We start from the raw sequence: 15,792 nt of genomic DNA, 5'->3' as shown, positions 1-15,792 counted from the left end.
ATCGCGAACCTATGTAGCAAGGCGGTGCGCGTCAAGCGATCTGGGCGGAGTTGAGCGCATCTGTCACAAGATCGTGCGCGAGCGGCATTAGCGTCGCGGTCCTTGTCCAAAGAATGGCGGTTTCAATCCGATGGTGCGGGAAAATCGCGGCGAGCGCATGGGCATAGGCCCCCATTTGCCGCAAAAGCCCGTCGGGGCAATCCTCTGGCGTGTCGGGAACCATCGCGTTGGTTTTGAAATCAACCGCAAGAATGCGGTCGGCTTCGATAATTAGCCGGTCAATCGTGCCATGAACACGCGCGCCGTTGAGCGGATCAAGATTTGCGGTGATTGAAACCTCGGCCAGCGTGGAGGCGGCGAAAAGCGGCTGAAGCCCCGGTTTGGTCAAAACCTTTTCGGCCTCGCCGAGGAGCAAGGCAAGCTCGTCACCGGACGCGCCATCACCACCTTTTTGCAAAAGGCGCGCGGCGGTGTCGGGCCAATCCTGAGCGGGCACAAGTGGCAGGAATTCCAGCAGGCGGTGAATCTGGCGACCGCGTCGTTTGGCGGCCTCTTCATCAAGGCCGCGCTCACCGGGAAGCGCCTTGGCGCCGCCCATCTCGGATGGGCTGATCGTTTTTGGCTTTGTTGCGACTTCTGGTGCGGGGCGGTAAAAATGTGCGGCAAGCGGAGCAATCTCAGACTCGCTCTTTTGCGTAATTACAGTCTCTGTTTCCGCCCAATTCCCATATTCAACCCGCAGACCGGCCCCTGTCGCAAAGTCAAATGACCCGGCCCCGGCCTTTTGCATGCCCCGCTTGATCTTGTCATACCATGTGTCGCCTTGCTTGCCCAAATCGCCGAAGGCCGCCACGATCAACCACTTTTCCGCGCGTGTCATCGCAACGTACAAAAGGCGGTCTCGTTCCGCCACTTGCGCGGCTTTCGCGATTTCCGTGGCGGTGCGAATGGCGGGCGGCATCTCGTCTGATTTCCCGGTCCAGAGGGCGGTATCCTCCGCTGTCACGATCTGGCCCATGGTTGGCGGATTTCGCCGCGCCGTATCGGGCAGGATGACAATAGGCGCCTCAAGCCCCTTTGCGCCATGCACGGTCATTACCCTGATCCGATTGCCCGCGCTGTCCATCTGACGTTTGATTTCAAGGTCGTCGGTTTCCATCCAGACCAGAAATCCGGTCAGGCTGTCGACGGCGCGCTGTTCATAGGCCATTGCCTGGGACAAAAGCGCATCAATGCCATCCTCGGCTTCGCGCCCAAGCCGCGCCAAGAGCTTCTGTCGCCCGTTATGGCGCGTCAAAATCCGTTCGATAAGATCATAGGGCCGCAGAAAATCGGCCTGGTTGGTCAGGTCGTCCAAAATTCGCTTGGTTTCGGGGTACTCCGCTGCGCGGTCACGCAGTTCGGCGGAAAGATAGCGTTGCTTGCGTCCCTGCGCGAGGTCGTAAAGCTCTGCTTCGCTCCAGCCAAAAAGCGGCGAGCGAAGCGCGGTTGCCAGCGACAGGTCATCCTCGGGCGTGGCGAGATAGGACAAAAGCGCCGCAAGATCGCGCACGGCAAGCTCTGCCCCAACCTTGAGCCGATCGGCCCCGGCAATTGGCAGGTCCTGCATTTTGCATTCGCGGATGACCTCGTGAAAAAACCCAGAGCGTCGGCGCACAAGGATAAGGAAATCACCGGGCTGCACCGCCCGAAAACCCGAAGGTGCGGTTTCATCCGGGATCGCCTGATTGCTGTCGATCATCCGGCGGATATTGCGGGCAATCTGGCGGGCGAGAATGATTGCCGGATCGTTCGGAGTACGGATATCGACGGGCAAGTGCCATTCGGGGGGCTCGTCCTGATCCTGTTTCTCGACCAGCGGCCAGAGATCGACACGACCGGGAAGCGACTCTTTAAAGGCTTTGTGACCCTCTTGCGGCGTAAAACCACTTTCTTGAGCGTCCTCAAAACAGTGATCAACCACCGACAGGATGGCGTGAGAAGACCGAAAGGAATAGGCCAGAACCAAGGATTGCAGCGGCGAGTCCGTTGCCGAAAGCCGCGCGTCAAAATCCTGTTGCATGCGGTCAAATTCTCGTGGGTCGGCGCCCTGAAACGAATAGATCGACTGTTTCTTGTCACCGACGACAAAAATCGTCCGCAACACGTCGGGTCGCGCGCCCTGGCCGCTGGTAAATTCCTGCGCCAAGCGTTCGATCACCTGCCATTGCACCGGGCTTGTGTCCTGGGCCTCGTCGACCAAAATGTGATCAATCCCGCCATCAAGACGGAACAAGACCCAGGCGGCGACATCGGGGTTGGTCAAAAGATTGCGGGCCCGCAGGATCAGGTCATCAAAATCCAGCAAGCCGCGCAATTGTTTAGCGCGCTCATAGGCCGGAAGGAAAAGCCGCGCAAAATCGTGAAGCGCGCGGGTTTTCTGCATGCCGATCAACGACAACCGCGCGTTTCGCGCATCCTCAACCCGAAGCATCCACTGATTGATTTGCTCCATCACCGGGCCAAGAGCGCCCTGCGTGGCCTTGGTTGGGAAAGTGCCTATTTTCGCCGAAAACGGCGAAGCCGCACCCGCCCCGGTCAGAAAAACGCCTTCCAAAATCGGTAGCGCAGAAAACTCGAACCGCGTGACCCTGCTTAGCTTTTCTGCGGCCTTAACGTCATTGGCTGTCCCGGCTTTGAGCACAGGCAGCATCTGATCCAACAGCGCCTGTTCATTGCCCAGAAATACCCGCGATGTGATCGTGTCATGATCAAGCTCCGCTGGCTGCTCGAAAATCTCGGCGAGCCGGGCATCGCTCAGGTCTTGGTCAAACGCCGCCCGATGGCGAACAATTTCAGCGGTCAGCTTGTCAAAGCTTTCGCCGGAATAGTGACGGGCAAGCGTATAAAAAACCTCTGCGCCATGCCCCTCGGCAAGCTCTTCAACAATCTCACCGCGCAAAAGGGTGGCGGTACGATCTTCCATCTCGGTGAACTGTGGCGTCACGCCGGCCTCTAGCGGGAAACGACGCAAGAGCGAGGCACAGAACGAGTGAATTGTCTGAATTTTGAGTCCGCCTGGCGTTTCAATCGCGCGGGCAAACAGGCGTCGCGCCTCTTGCAGCGTTTCGGCGGTGATCGCGCCCTCAAACCCAAGATCGCGCAACTCGTCGATCAACGCATCGTCCGCCAGCATGGCCCAGGCACCAAGCCGCCGGAACAGCCGGTTTTGCATCTCGCTGGCGGCGGCCTTGGTATAGGTGAGGCACAAAATATGCTGTGGATCGACCTGATCCAGCAACAACCGCGCCACGCGGTCGGTCAAAACCCGCGTCTTTCCAGAGCCGGCATTGGCCGAAAGCCATGTCGAGCGATCCGGCCGCGCGGCGTCGATCTGGCGTTGGGTGGCGTCGTTGCGTTCGCTCATTTGCCCATATCCGTCAAGTCGGCCGCATCGGTGATATCCCATTCGCCAAAGCGGGCAAGCTGATCATAATCGCTCTGATCCTCGCTATTACGGGGTGCGCGGCGTGAAATGTAGCCCTTTGATGGGTCCATATAGGCCGAAATAAGAGTGTGAAACTCTGCCCAGACCTTCTCTGGCGGCTCTTCATCAAGCGGGGCTTCCTCTTCTCGACCACCACTGCCAAGGCCGATGAAAACCGCACGCGCCACCTTGGCCGGGCCCATCTCGCCAAAGCCTTCGCGCTCTGCAATCGCGGCCTCAAGCAAGAGCTGTTTGTCAAAGGCTTTCTGTTCCTTCTTGCTGGGCGGCTGACCGGATTTGTAATCGTAAATGTGAAGGTTGCCATAGCGATCAAGATCAAGCCGGTCGGCCTGCGCAGAGAGAGTGAAATCAAGATCGGCAAGCCGGGCTTTGCCCTTCGCCTCGAACGCGGTAGGAGCGGCAAGAACCTGACGACCAAGTTCGTTGTCAATGAACCAATCGGCAACCCGCTCCAGTCGCGAGAGCCACAGCGCGCGCGCCTCGGCCCAGGGCACGTTTTCAGCCAGAATCGTGACTGCTTTCTCCATTAGAACGGCACGTGTACAGCGTGCCGGGTCTTCAACGGTCTCGCGCACAAAGCACTCCAGGACCTCATGCAAAACTATACCGCGCAACAAGGCGTCCGGCATTTTCATCAGCGGATCAAGACGGCGCAGACGAAGAATGTGGCGGGCGTAAATCGCATAAGGGTCACGGATCAACCGTTTGATTTCGGTCACCGAGAGCTGGTGCGGCCGCGCCTCGGTTGGCGGACAGGGGGCAGGGCGCTTTGCGGATGGTTCAAATCCCGGCTCTTCCAATTGCGCGACCCGGTCAAGCCACTCACGACCACGCCCGCGCATATCCTCAAGCGCCTGAACACCGCCCTGATCCGGGAGGCCCGAGAGCAGGTTTTGGATCCGGTTAAGCCAGCGCGACACCACCGTTTCGGCATCATCAGAGCGCACCGACCGGGTAAGCCAGACCTCGGGCGCGGCAATCGCCTGTTGAAAATCGTGCGCTGAAAGGCCGATCCGCCGCTCCGGCAGCAAAAGCCCCGCCTGATGGCGCAGAGTGCGGTTAAGCCAGGGATCGGGTTTTGGCGCCTCGGGCCAGCTCCCTTCGTTGAGACCGGAAAGGATCAGAACATCTGCGCCCTGAACGCGCGCCTCAAGCGTTCCCCAGATCAGGATATTCGGATGCGGCTCAATCGGGTTGCGCACTTCGCGCGCGGCCAGAATTTTGTGAAACAGGCTGGCGTAATCGGCAGCGTTGAGCGCGCCACCAACCTCGGCCTCGGCAGAAAATTCCGTGACGGTCCTTTGCGCCTCTTGCCCGGCATCCTTTTGCCAAAGCGTGCCGCTCCCATCGCCGGTGCTGCCCTGCGCGATTTTCTCGGCCAGCGTGATATGCGCCTCGATCCGGGCAACAAGAGCGATTTCGCCGGAATCGTCCCTATCTGAGAAGCAGCCACAGACCCATTCGATCCATTGCGCCGCCATCTTGTCTTTGCGCCCATAGGCCCAAAGCCTCAGGCTTTGCTCTGTCGGATAGGGCGGGCCATGCCGGCGCAGGTGCAATTCCAGTTCCCGGGTAAGACGCAGATGCTCGCCCCGGTCGCTGCCGCGATGCGTCAGCGGATGCTTGAGAAGCGTCAAAAGCGCCTCGGCGGTTAGCCGATGGCGAAACAGGTCGGCAACATGGCGCAGCAATCGCCCTGGTGGCGACAGATGCAGTGGCAGACCGGCGCTATCGTCCGGCAGGATATTCCAGCGATCAAGCGCCGCCGTTACCTGTCGTGTCAGCATGCGGTCGGGGGTAATCAGCGCGGCGGTCTTGCCCATTTCCGCCGCTTCGCGCAGGCGCATTGCAATCGCCAGCGCCTCGATCCGGGTCGAAGGGGCCTCGAGCAGGGTCACGTCGTTCAACGCACCGGGAATATCGCCTAGGTTCGGACCATCGCGCAGCCATTGATCGGTCACTGGTGCCGGGCGAAGTGCAAGCGACACGATGGCGTTGCGCTTTGCGGTGGCGGGCGCCTCATCGGACCAAGGGAGGATATCGCGTGCGGCAATTCCGGCGCCAACAGCGAAACGGTGAAACCGGTATTGCGGGTGGTCTTCGGACAGCATCGCATTTTCAAGTGAGGTCCAGACGTGATCGGGCATCTCAAAATCGAAACCCGGCAAAACCACCGCGCCTTGCGGCAGTCGCGCCACCGCCTGCATCAAAAGCTGTGTTGCGCCGCGCGATCCGGTGGACCCGGCAATGATAATCGGGTTTTGGGGGGGATCATTTTGCCATTGCTCGACGCGCCGTTCGATCACACGACGCTGGCGGGTTTCAACATCCGGTTGATCATAGCCATCCTCAAAATAGTGACGAACAATGCCCAAAAACGATTTTATCCGCGCCCAATGGCCCGATTGATCGGTGACATCAAGATCGTCGATCACATCGGGCGACACGCCTTCGCCATGCATTTCATCCATCAGGCTGGCAAGGCTGTCAGCCAGATCAAAGATCGCACTGCGCGGGGCCAGGTCGGGCTGGCGATCCAGAAGCGCCGAGATCAGCTGTACCAGCTCCAGCCGCCGCCGTAATGAGGGCACGGGATCGGGGATTTGCCCAAGATCCCAGCCCTCGCCAAGGTCGGTGACAAGGCTGATTTGCGGAAGCAATAGCGCCGGACCCTGATCAAACAGATCACGAATTCGGCGGGCCATGCGTTTGGTGTTCACGATCAACCGGACACGCGCCAGGGCCTCGGGCGGGTGATCCTCGTGGCGGGAAATCAGACCACTCACCAGAGCGCGCGGGAAATCGACGCCGGGTGGCAGGCCAAAGACCCGTGGCGTGTCGCTTGCGTCAAACATCGGCCCAACCAAGCATGTCTTCGGCAAGCTTTATGCCCTCGGGGCGGCCAACATCGCACCATGTTCCGGGATATGCCGTGGCAAAAAGCCGATCTATGGCAAGCATTTTGTCCCACAAGAGATTCAGCGAAAAACTGGCCTCGGGGATGTCGCGCAACAGATCGGTCTTGATGATCTGAACCCCGGAATAAATCGCGCCGGGGCCGCGTTTTGCCCTCATGCCATCCTTGATTATGAAATCGCCGACACCGGCATGGCCAATGGCCTGTGGTTTGGCGATGCACAGCAAGAGGGCGTCCATCTTTTCAGGGCTCCAAAGCGCGGCAAGGTGGTCAAGCGGGTTCGGGCCGCTCCAGACGGCATCGGTGTTCATCGTGATGACCGGCCCGGCCCCCAAAACCGGAAGGGCATGGCGAAGGCCGCCACCGGTTTCAAGGATATCAGGGACTTCATGCGACAGGGTCACGCCAGTGTCGGCAAGGTGCGCCGCGAGAGGTTCGGGCAGATAATGCAGGTTGGCGACAACGCGGTCGGCACCATAGTCGCGCACCAGATCAAGCGCGTGATCGATCAACGGCTTTCCGGCCACGCGGACAAGCGGCTTGGGTTGATGGGCGGTCAGCGCCCCCATTCGTGTGCCGAACCCCGCGGCAAATAGCATTACCGGGTGGGTTTGGTTGCGCATTGATCTTTGAGCCTTTGCAAAATGGCGGGTGTTGGCGGCGCAAGAGCGGCGCGGACAATCTTGGCGACAGCCGCCATCGCCGGATGCGACAGGTCACGCTCAAGATGGGCCCAAACGCGGGGGATAAGGTCAACGTAATGCGCTTTGCCGTCGCGCATACAAAGCCGGGCGAATACGCCGAGAATACGCAGGTTCCGCTGTGCGCCAAGACAGGCATAGGCGGTTTCAAAACGCGCGGGATCGGCGCCGGACCTGTCGATATATCGGGCGATCATCCCTTGTTCGATCGCACGCGGAACATCGCGCCGGGCATCTTGGAGGATCGAGACAAGATCATAGGCGGGGTGGCCAAGCATTGCATCCTGAAAATCCAAAAGGCCAACCCGCGCAACACCCACCCGATCCGGAAGCCAGAGCAGGTTTTCCGCGTGGTAATCGCGCTGGATCAGAACGTTGGTTTCAGAGGCATGCGTCGCCAGAGCGGTCTTGATGGTCGCGTGAAACGCGCCTCTGTCTGGGCCGATATCGCCTGTCGCACCAACCAGATACCAATCGAACGCCAATGCGGCCATATCGGCCATCACATCCGGCGAATAGACGGCAAGGTCTGGTGGTGGGGCATGATGGTGCAGCTCTGCCAACAGATCGGTCGCGGCGCTGTAAAGCGGCAGTTCAAGCGCGGCATCGTTGGGGATGACCCGCGCGAAAAGGACGTCACCAAGATCCTCAAGGATCAGAAATCCGTTGGTCGAGTCCTCGGCCAGAATGCGCGGGGCGCTCAGGCCAAGCCCGGTAAGGTAGCGCGCGATGCGAAGAAACGGGCGCACGTCTTCGCCTTTTTCGGGGGGCGCATCCATCAAAACGGCGGTCTCGCCTGTCGCGGCCCGCGTCAGACGCAAATACCTCCGGTTTGACGCATCGCCCGCAAGCGGCGCGATCATGGCGTCGGCCCAATCGGTGTGCGCGATAAACGCCTGTTGCAGGATAGCGCGATCAGTCATGGCAAAGCCCCTTTACGCGCTCGTCCCAATTTGCATCGGACCAGGTGAGCCGCAAGAGACGCTGATCGTCTTCTTCGCCGGGGTCAAACGCAAGACTAAGCGCATTATCGGGGGTCATATCGGCAAGTCGATCCGGCCATTCGATAAGACAGATTGCGTCGGAAAATGCCTCGGTCAGGCCAAGCTCGACCAACTCGAAAGGATCGTTTAGCCGGTAAAGATCGGCATGCCAGATTTCGGCGGTCTTACCCGGATAGGTCTGAACCAACGTATAAGTCGGAGAGGGCACATCTTCGGGCGCGGGCAAGAGCGCTTGAATTAGGCAGCGTGCAAAATGGGTTTTGCCTGCGCCCACCCCACCCGACAACAAAAGCACATCCCCGGCATGCAGAAGCGGAGCCATCGCCTGCGCAAAGTCGCAGGTGGCATCGGGGCTGGAAAGCTGAGTTGTGGCGGTGTGCTCTGGCATGGCATGACACTACACGCGCCACGCCTGCCCGCAACCGCGATCAGGTCAGATCGGCGGTGGTCATGCCGGAAATTTCCGCAACGATCTGCGTCAGACAGACCATCGTCAATCCACCACCAAGCGGCATGACCCGACAGGTTGCACCATCCCCACCGGGGCGGCCAACCGTATCGATAATCGGGCTGCTTAGCGATTTGCGGGTGATCTTTTCTTCGACCTCGGCCCAGAGCCCAACATCGGGGTAACGGCGGTGGCACGCCGCCAAAAGATCGGAAAGGCCCATATCGGCAAAGCTTCCGTCCGGGTCGATGCCCAAAAGTGTGCCAAGCGTCTTGTTGCAGAACATCAGGCGGTTTTCGGCGGACAATACCGCGACACCTTCATCAAGTTGATCCAGAACCGTTTGGCGCAGATCCATTTGCATGCGGTGGCGACGTGTGGCGAGAATTTCGACGGAAATATCCTCAAACAGAAAGGCAACGGCGCCATCTGGATGCGGGCGACCGGTGACGCGATAGGTCTGGCCTGATGGCAGGCTCCAGACCTCTTGATAAAGACCCCCGGCGGCGGTTTTGACCATATCGTTAATCTGGCTGCGCCAGCTGGCATAGTTTTTCGGTTCTGGCATCACCTGACGGTCACGCAGCGTATCAAAAAAGCTGATCAGGCTGGGCCGCGCACTCAGGTATTCGGGGGAAAGCCCGGTAAGGTCGATCAGCGCGGGATTGAACAGCGCAAGATTCTTGTTGCGGTCAAACACTGCAAGGCCGGTCGTGAGGTTGGCAAAGGTTTTGGCCAGCGTCTGGACAAATTCACGCTGAATGGTTTCGGCGCGGATAATGCGGGTAATGTCGGCTGCATAATGCAGGGCACCCGTATCAGAGCCGATGGCCTTGAGATCATACCAGAGGTCAGACGGCCCCACAGGGTTTTCAAGCGACACCCGTTTCGATGCTGAAAGACCTGGTTCTGGGGCATCGCCAAGGGCCAAAAGTATCTGCTCCTTATGATCATCGCTCAGCGCTTCGCTGGCCTGGTTCTCCCAAATGACATTGCCGTCTTTGTCGGTCGCCCAAATCGGCATGGGGGCGGCGTCGATTGCGTCGGACCGTCCTTGCAAAAGGGCCTGTTGGCGCAGGGTTTCGTGGAGAGTGGCGGAATCAGGTGTAACCGGTTCACTTAGCGTAAGATGGACCGCCTTGTTGCCAAGCGAAAATTCAAGCCGTGATTTCAAACCGTCGGTATTGCTTTCGATCTCAAGATCAGCGGTCAAATCGCCAAGGCGCTCCGGCAGGTCTGAAAAGCGGAAGCCAAGCCATTTTCGCATGCGCTGCCAGTCGCTCTCATCTTCGGTTTCCGCACTCGGCAAGGGCATCGTATCGGCATCATGGTCGATCAGATCTTCGTTGCGGAACAGGAAACTGTTTGAGTGCACCGCATGTTCTTGCACGCCGCGCTTGTTGTTCTGGCCTGTCCGGGACATCCCGATCAGCCAGAGCACGGCAAAGGAAAACACGACCACAAGGCCGCCAAGGATGACAGAATTTGAAACGGTTAGATTGACCATGCTGCACCTTTTGTCTCAGGAGTCGGGTCAAACTTTATCGAAACTGGTTAAGACCGCCTTAATGACGGTCTGGTCGCGCTGAAATCCGCCGACCTTCAGGCTTTAAAGGGCTGATTTTGGCCCAGTGGGGTTGATTCTGCCCCGGATGGTGCCGCGATGGCGTCCCGATTCCACGTCACTTCGACAAAGGCGCCGGTGCGGGCCGAATGGCTTTGCTGTGATTTGAACGACTCCGATCCATTGGCAAAGCTAAGGTCCGCGCCGGAGCGTTCAAGCAGCGTTTTGGCGATGAAAAGCCCAAGGCCCATGCCTTCGTAACCGGGGCGCTGGGGGTCGCCCACAGGGGCACGGCGACGCATGAACGGATCACCGATCCTGCCCAAAAGATGCGGCGGATATCCGCGCCCGTCATCCATGATCCGAAGGGTGATGGTGTCGTCGGTCCAGCTTGATTCCACCCAGACATTCTCGCGCGCGAAATCAACCGCGTTCTGAATAAGATTGCGCAGCCCATGAACGACTTCTGGTCGGCGCAGAACGTTGGGTTGAGACATGATATCGCCCTCGCCCGCAGCATGGTCAAAATGAATCTGTTTACCACGATCGACATGGGGCTCTGCTGCCTCTTCGACAAGCGCGGTAAGGGGGGCGGTCCGCAGGTGCAGGTCGTCCTTGCCCGCGCGGCCCATCGAGCGCAGGATATCGCGACAGCGATCGGTCTGAGCGACAATCAAAAGCGCATCCTCGCGCAGGTCGGGGCTATCACAAAGCTCCTCTGCCAGTTCGGCGCTGGCAAGTTTGATCGTCGCCAGAGGCGTGCCAAGTTCATGCGCGGCGGCGGCAACAACACCGCCGAGATCAGTCAGCTTTTGTTCGCGAGCCAGTGCCATTTGCGTGGCCTGCAAGGCATCCGACATGCCGTGCATTTCCTGCACGATCCAGCGGGAATAGACACCAAGAAAGACCACCGCGATCACAATCGCCACCCAATTGCCAAAGCGAAAGACATCCGGCACCCGAAGGATAAACCCCTGTTCGGTGCGTAGCGGCAGGTAAAACTGCATCAGGACCGACACGATAAGGATCGCCATCAACCCCAGAAAGGCGGTTGAGCGGGATGAAAGCGCCGAGGCAGACACCGTGACCGGCCCGACGATCAGAATGGAAAACGGGTTGTTCAGCCCGCCGGTCAGATACAACAGTAACCCAAGTTGCAGCATATCGAACAGAACCACCAAGAGCGTGTCCTGTTCAGACAGGCGTTTGTTCTCGGCAAACACAAAGGCGGCCACGAGGTTGCTGACGATGGAAACGCCGATCACCAGAAAACACAGGCCGATTTCCAGGTTGAGGTCGTAAAACCGCTCTGCGATGATCAACGCGCTTGCCTGACCGACAATCGCCCACCAACGCAAAAGCACCAGCGTGCGAAGTCTGATCCAGCTTCCGCTCTGGCGCGATTTGAAGGGGGCGGCGGTGTGATCAACCATATGTGCGATTGCGTCCCATTGCATGCGGGGAAGGGAATGTTAGATAAGCTGAAAGTTGCACCCAATGCCCCCTAACGCAAGGAAATCCCGATGACCCGCCTGATTGCCATCGCCGCCACGGCCGCCGTGATTTTGTTGCTTGGCGTGACCTATTACATGACGATGCTCGCCGGCGATGATGATCAGTTCGCGCAATGCCGCGCCTCAAGCGTGGCAGGCGGCGCCGGACAGATCGGCGGGCCGTTTACCCTGGTTGATGAAACCGGCAAGACGGTGACCGAAAAGGATGTGATCGACCAACCTGCGCTGATCTATTTCGGCTATACCTTCTGTCCCGACGTCTGCCCGCTTGATGCGGCGCGCAATGCCGAGGCGGTGGACATACTTGAAAGCCGCGGCAAGATCGTAAAGCCGGTCTTTATCTCGATTGACCCCGAGCGCGACACGCCCGAGATGCTTGCCGAGTTCACGGATTATTTGCACCCCCGCATGCTTGGCCTGACCGGATCGGCGGAACAGGTCAAGGCGGCAAGCAAGGCATACCGCACGTTTTATCAGGCGCAAAAGCCCGCCGAGGGCGAAGAGGACCTCTACCTCGTGGATCACTCGACCATGTCATACCTGACTTTGCCCGAGCACGGCTTTGTCGAGTTTTTCCGCCGCGATGCCACCGCCGAACAAATGGCTGATCGCATTCAATGTTTTATTGATGCAAGCTAAAGCATTGCGTTTGTTTGACGCAGGCAAAAGCGCGGGCTAGAACCTTTCTAGGGATTGCGCGCAACAGGAGGAACGGCATGGCCGAGGACCAGCATGATATTGGTGAGGACAAAACGCTTCTGTTGTTGGATGACGATGAACCGTTTCTGAAACGGTTGGCCAAGGCCATGGAAAAGCGCGGCTTTGAGGTTGAAACCGCCGGATCGGTTGCCGCAGGGCGCGCGATTGCCACCGCAAGACCGCCCGCCTATGCGGTGTGTGATCTGCGGCTTGAGGATGGCAACGGCCTTGATGTGGTCGAAATCATCCGCGAAAAGCGCCCCGATAGCCGGATCGTGGTCTTGACGGGCTATGGCGCGATCGCCACGGCGGTTGCCGCAGTCAAGATTGGCGCGACGGATTACCTCTCAAAGCCCGCCGATGCCACGGATATCACCAATGCACTGCTGGCCACCGGCGATGCCCTGCCGCCGCCACCAGAAAACCCGATGAGCGCGGATCGCGTGCGTTGGGAGCATATTCAGCGGGTCTATGAGCTTTGCGATCGCAACGTAAGCGAAACCGCCCGCCGCCTGAATATGCACCGCCGCACCCTACAGCGCATCTTGGCCAAGCGCTCGCCACGCTAAGTCAAACCGCAAACCAGGGTGCGCTGGGCCAGACACCAGTTTTTTATCTGATTTGGCAACAGTTTGTGTTTTTGCCAAAGATTGGGCAGAAAAAAGATTGTATTAATTGCCCTGAGATAGTGTTTGGCGATGAAAAGCGTTTTAACTGGGGGCGAACTCTTTGGGTGTGTGGCAGTCTTATCGGATGCGGCTGCGGCGAAAGCGGGCGAAAGCGCGCGCTTTTCGCAAGCATTTTTCGCTGACACCGGTCGCCAACCGGACGGAAAAGATTCGTCCTGGTGATATCCTTTTGTTTTCGACCCTGCGCGATGAACATATCCGATTGCCGTATTTCCTGAAATATTATCGGGAAATGGGCGTGTCGCATTTCCTGATCGTCGATAATGACAGCACCGATGGCGGCGCCGAATACCTGGCGCAACAGGACGACGTGTCGCTCTGGTCGACCAAATCAAGCTATAAGCGGTCCCGCTTTGGGGTCGATTGGCTGAACTGGCTGCAACAGAAATACGGCCATGATCACTGGACGCTTGTGGTGGATGCCGATGAATTCTTTGTCTATCCGTTTTGCGATACCCGCCCGATCCGGGCCCTGACCGACTGGCTTGATTCCAGTCAGGTCAAATCCTTTGGCGCCATGCTTTTGGATATGTACCCCAAGGGCCGGATTGATGCGGTGCCCTATCAGGCCGGGCAAAACCCGCTTGAGATAGCGGCCTGGTTTGATCCCGGCAACTATGTGATCGCGAAGAACAAGTTTTACGGCAACGTCTGGATTCAGGGTGGTCCACGGGCGCGGGTGTTCTTTCCTGATGCTCCGAAAAAAGCGCCCGCTCTGAACAAGACGCCGCTGGTCAAATGGGACCGGCGCTATGCCTATGAAAGCTCGACCCATATGCTTTTGCCGCGCGGTCTTAACCTGACCTACGATGAATGGGGCGGGGAAAAGGCCAGCGGGATACTGCTTCACGCCAAGTTCCTTGACACCTTCACCGCCAAAGCCGCCGAGGAATTAACCCGCCGACAGCATTATTCGGCCAGTGTGGAATACAAGGCCTACGCAAGAACCGTGCAGGAAAACCCAGAGCTTTGGTGCAAATGGTCAGAAAAATATATAAACTGGCGTCAGCTAGAGATCCTTGGCCTTATGTCCAAGGGGAACTGGGCATGAGGGAAGGGCAGTAAATCATGGGTGTCGGGATCATCATGCTGGTCCATACCGCCTTTGGCCGCGCCGAACAGGTGGCGCGCCACTGGGCGGCGGCGGGCTGTCCGCTGGTGATCCATGTCGACAAGGCCGTGCCGCGCAAAACCTATGACGCTTTTGTAAACGCCTTGTCCGATATGCCGGATGTGCGGTTTGCCAAGCGGCATCGCTGCGAGTGGGGCACCTGGGGGCTTGTGGCCGCGACACAGGATGCGGCCAAGATCATGCTCCGCGACTTTGCCGATGTGCGCCACGTCTATCTTGCGTCGGGCTCCTGCCTGCCGCTGCGCCCGGTGCAAGAGCTTATCGACTACCTTGCCAAGCGTCCGCATACCGATTTCATCGAATCCGCCACCACCGCCGATGTGCCCTGGACGATGGGCGGCCTTGATCAGGAACGTTTTACCCTGCGCTTTCCGTTTTCGTGGCGCAACCAACGCTATTTATTCGATAAATACGTCGCGCTTCAGCGCATATTGCGGTTCAAGCGACGTATTCCCAACGGTATCGTCCCCCATATGGGAAGCCAGTGGTGGTGCCTGACGCGCCAAACCCTCTCGGCCATTCTTCAGGACCCCGAGCGCGACACCTATGACCGCTATTTCAGCAAGGTCTGGATTCCCGATGAAAGCTACTTCCAGACCCTGGTCCGGCAATATTCGCGCCAGATCGAAAGCCGCTCTCTGACACTTTCGAAATTCGACTATCAAGGCAAGCCGCATATTTTCTATGACGACCACCTGCAACTCTTGCGGCGGTCGGATTGCTTTGTCGCCCGCAAGATCTGGCCGTTTGCCGATCGTCTGTATCAGGCGTTTTTGACCGATCAGGCTGGCGCGATGAACCGGACCGAACCGAACCCCGGCAAGATTGACCGCATTTTTGCCAAGGCGGTCGAGCGGCGCACGCGCGGGCGCCCCGGTCTTTACATGCAGAGCCGGTTTCCGGTCGAGGGCCGTGAAAACGGCCTGACCTGCGCGCAATATTCGGTATTTGAGGGGTTTTCCGACCTTTTCGAGAATTTCGAGCCGTGGTTGGCCAAGATGACCGGCATGCGCGTGCATGGCCATCTATTTGCGCCAGAGCGGGCCGCGTTTTCCGAAGGCCAAACTGTGATGAACGGCGCGCTCAGCGATAGCGCCGCCCTGCGCGATTATAATCCGCGCGCCTTTCTGGCGAGCCTGATCTGGAACACACGCGGGGAACGCCAGTGTTTTCAATTCGGCCCGCGCGACAAGCAAAAGATCGAATGGGAAATCGCCAAAGACCCGAACGCCCAAATTTCGGTGATCTCCGGGGCCTGGGCCGTGCCGCTTTTCAAATCCAACAGAAATTTCTCGGACATCCGGCGCGAGGCGGCCCTGTTGCAACGGGTCGAAAGCAAGCACCTCGAGGTGCTGCGATCGCAGTGGACAAAGGCGCGGGTGCGGATCTGGACCATGGCCGAATTCATTGAGGCCCCGATGGAGCCATTACAAACGATCATCGACGAAATTGGCCAACAGAACCTGCGTGGCCTGGCCGAGGTGCCGCGCATGACCGATCTAAGCGGTTTTGGGCAGTTTCTTCAAAACCTCAAGAACCAGGGCATGCATCCTTATCTTATGGGTGACTTCCCGATCGAGCACAGGCTGCACGAACCTCAGCAGAACCAGCGCAAACCTTATCTGGTGCGGTAAATA

Annotated in this window: 11 protein-coding genes; 4 read left to right on the top strand and 7 right to left on the bottom strand. The window is 58.6% G+C overall.

Annotation, left to right across the window (positions count from 1 at the left end; translation table 11 throughout):
- Positions 1-31 precede the first annotated feature (31 nt).
- The 7 genes from addA to regB form a co-directional block, all read right to left on the bottom strand.
- A complete protein-coding gene (gene addA / locus BUB78_RS06605; RefSeq protein ID WP_073196331.1) occupies positions 32-3,406 on the bottom strand; it encodes a double-strand break repair helicase AddA in 3,375 nt (1,124 codons plus the stop codon).
- Entirely contained in the window at positions 3,403-6,342 is a 2,940-nt protein-coding gene (gene addB, locus BUB78_RS06600; RefSeq protein ID WP_073196329.1) for a double-strand break repair protein AddB, read from the bottom strand. Before addB ends, addA begins: the two co-directional genes overlap by 4 nt.
- Positions 6,335-7,027: a nucleotidyltransferase family protein gene (locus BUB78_RS06595; RefSeq protein ID WP_073196327.1), complete on the bottom strand. Its 693-nt coding sequence runs from the start codon at positions 7,025-7,027 to the stop codon at positions 6,335-6,337. Before BUB78_RS06595 ends, addB begins: the two co-directional genes overlap by 8 nt.
- Entirely contained in the window at positions 7,003-8,028 is a 1,026-nt protein-coding gene (locus tag BUB78_RS06590) for an aminoglycoside phosphotransferase family protein (protein ID WP_073196325.1), read from the bottom strand. The genes BUB78_RS06595 and BUB78_RS06590 overlap by 25 nt, the downstream gene beginning before the upstream one ends.
- Positions 8,021-8,497 carry a tRNA (adenosine(37)-N6)-threonylcarbamoyltransferase complex ATPase subunit type 1 TsaE gene (gene tsaE, locus BUB78_RS06585; protein ID WP_073196323.1) on the bottom strand — a complete coding sequence of 159 codons (477 nt, stop codon included), beginning with the start codon at positions 8,495-8,497 and terminating at the stop codon, positions 8,021-8,023. The genes BUB78_RS06590 and tsaE overlap by 8 nt, the downstream gene beginning before the upstream one ends.
- A gap of 40 nt (positions 8,498-8,537) precedes the next feature.
- A complete protein-coding gene (locus tag BUB78_RS06580; RefSeq protein ID WP_073196321.1) occupies positions 8,538-10,064 on the bottom strand; it encodes a PAS-domain containing protein in 1,527 nt (508 codons plus the stop codon).
- 95 nt (positions 10,065-10,159) lie between these two features.
- Positions 10,160-11,554, bottom strand: a complete 1,395-nt coding sequence (regB, locus tag BUB78_RS06575; RefSeq protein ID WP_073196603.1) for a sensor histidine kinase RegB — start codon at positions 11,552-11,554, stop codon at positions 10,160-10,162.
- Positions 11,555-11,644: 90 nt separating this feature from the next.
- On the opposite strand from regB, the gene BUB78_RS06570 reads away from it, so the two are divergent.
- From BUB78_RS06570 to BUB78_RS06555, 4 genes are all read left to right on the top strand, one after another.
- Entirely contained in the window at positions 11,645-12,274 is a 630-nt protein-coding gene (locus BUB78_RS06570) for an SCO family protein (RefSeq protein ID WP_073196319.1), read from the top strand.
- A gap of 77 nt (positions 12,275-12,351) precedes the next feature.
- Complete coding sequence (locus BUB78_RS06565) at positions 12,352-12,903, top strand: ActR/PrrA/RegA family redox response regulator transcription factor (protein WP_073196317.1); 552 nt, start codon at positions 12,352-12,354, stop codon at positions 12,901-12,903.
- 184 nt (positions 12,904-13,087) lie between these two features.
- Positions 13,088-14,074 carry a glycosyltransferase family 2 protein gene (locus BUB78_RS06560; RefSeq protein ID WP_073196315.1) on the top strand — a complete coding sequence of 329 codons (987 nt, stop codon included), beginning with the start codon at positions 13,088-13,090 and terminating at the stop codon, positions 14,072-14,074.
- Positions 14,075-14,091: 17 nt separating this feature from the next.
- Positions 14,092-15,789 carry a DUF5927 domain-containing protein gene (locus BUB78_RS06555; RefSeq protein WP_073196313.1) on the top strand — a complete coding sequence of 566 codons (1,698 nt, stop codon included), beginning with the start codon at positions 14,092-14,094 and terminating at the stop codon, positions 15,787-15,789.
- Positions 15,790-15,792: the final 3 nt, after the last annotated feature.

The sequence above is a fragment of the Roseovarius marisflavi genome (assembly GCF_900142625.1).
Taxonomy (GTDB): domain Bacteria; phylum Pseudomonadota; class Alphaproteobacteria; order Rhodobacterales; family Rhodobacteraceae; genus Roseovarius; species Roseovarius marisflavi.
The sequence above is the reverse complement of the archived record's forward strand: the minus strand, read 5'-3'. Positions and strand labels throughout refer to the sequence as shown.

Excerpts from the sequence above, each read along its gene's own strand:
- BUB78_RS06560 (WP_073196315.1), top strand. The coding sequence starts at position 13,088 with ATGCGGCTGCGGCGAAAGCGGGCGAAAGCGCGCGCTTTTCGCAAGCAT.
- regB (WP_073196603.1), bottom strand. The coding sequence starts at position 11,554 with ATGGTTGATCACACCGCCGCCCCCTTCAAATCGCGCCAGAGCGGAAGC.
- BUB78_RS06570 (WP_073196319.1), top strand. The coding sequence starts at position 11,645 with ATGACCCGCCTGATTGCCATCGCCGCCACGGCCGCCGTGATTTTGTTG.
- addB (WP_073196329.1), bottom strand. The coding sequence starts at position 6,342 with ATGTTTGACGCAAGCGACACGCCACGGGTCTTTGGCCTGCCACCCGGC.
- tsaE (WP_073196323.1), bottom strand. The coding sequence starts at position 8,497 with ATGCCAGAGCACACCGCCACAACTCAGCTTTCCAGCCCCGATGCCACC.
- BUB78_RS06565 (WP_073196317.1), top strand. The coding sequence starts at position 12,352 with ATGGCCGAGGACCAGCATGATATTGGTGAGGACAAAACGCTTCTGTTG.
- BUB78_RS06595 (WP_073196327.1), bottom strand. The coding sequence starts at position 7,027 with ATGCGCAACCAAACCCACCCGGTAATGCTATTTGCCGCGGGGTTCGGC.
- BUB78_RS06580 (WP_073196321.1), bottom strand. The coding sequence starts at position 10,064 with ATGGTCAATCTAACCGTTTCAAATTCTGTCATCCTTGGCGGCCTTGTG.
- addA (WP_073196331.1), bottom strand. The coding sequence starts at position 3,406 with ATGAGCGAACGCAACGACGCCACCCAACGCCAGATCGACGCCGCGCGG.
- BUB78_RS06590 (WP_073196325.1), bottom strand. The coding sequence starts at position 8,028 with ATGACTGATCGCGCTATCCTGCAACAGGCGTTTATCGCGCACACCGAT.
- BUB78_RS06555 (WP_073196313.1), top strand. The coding sequence starts at position 14,092 with ATGGGTGTCGGGATCATCATGCTGGTCCATACCGCCTTTGGCCGCGCC.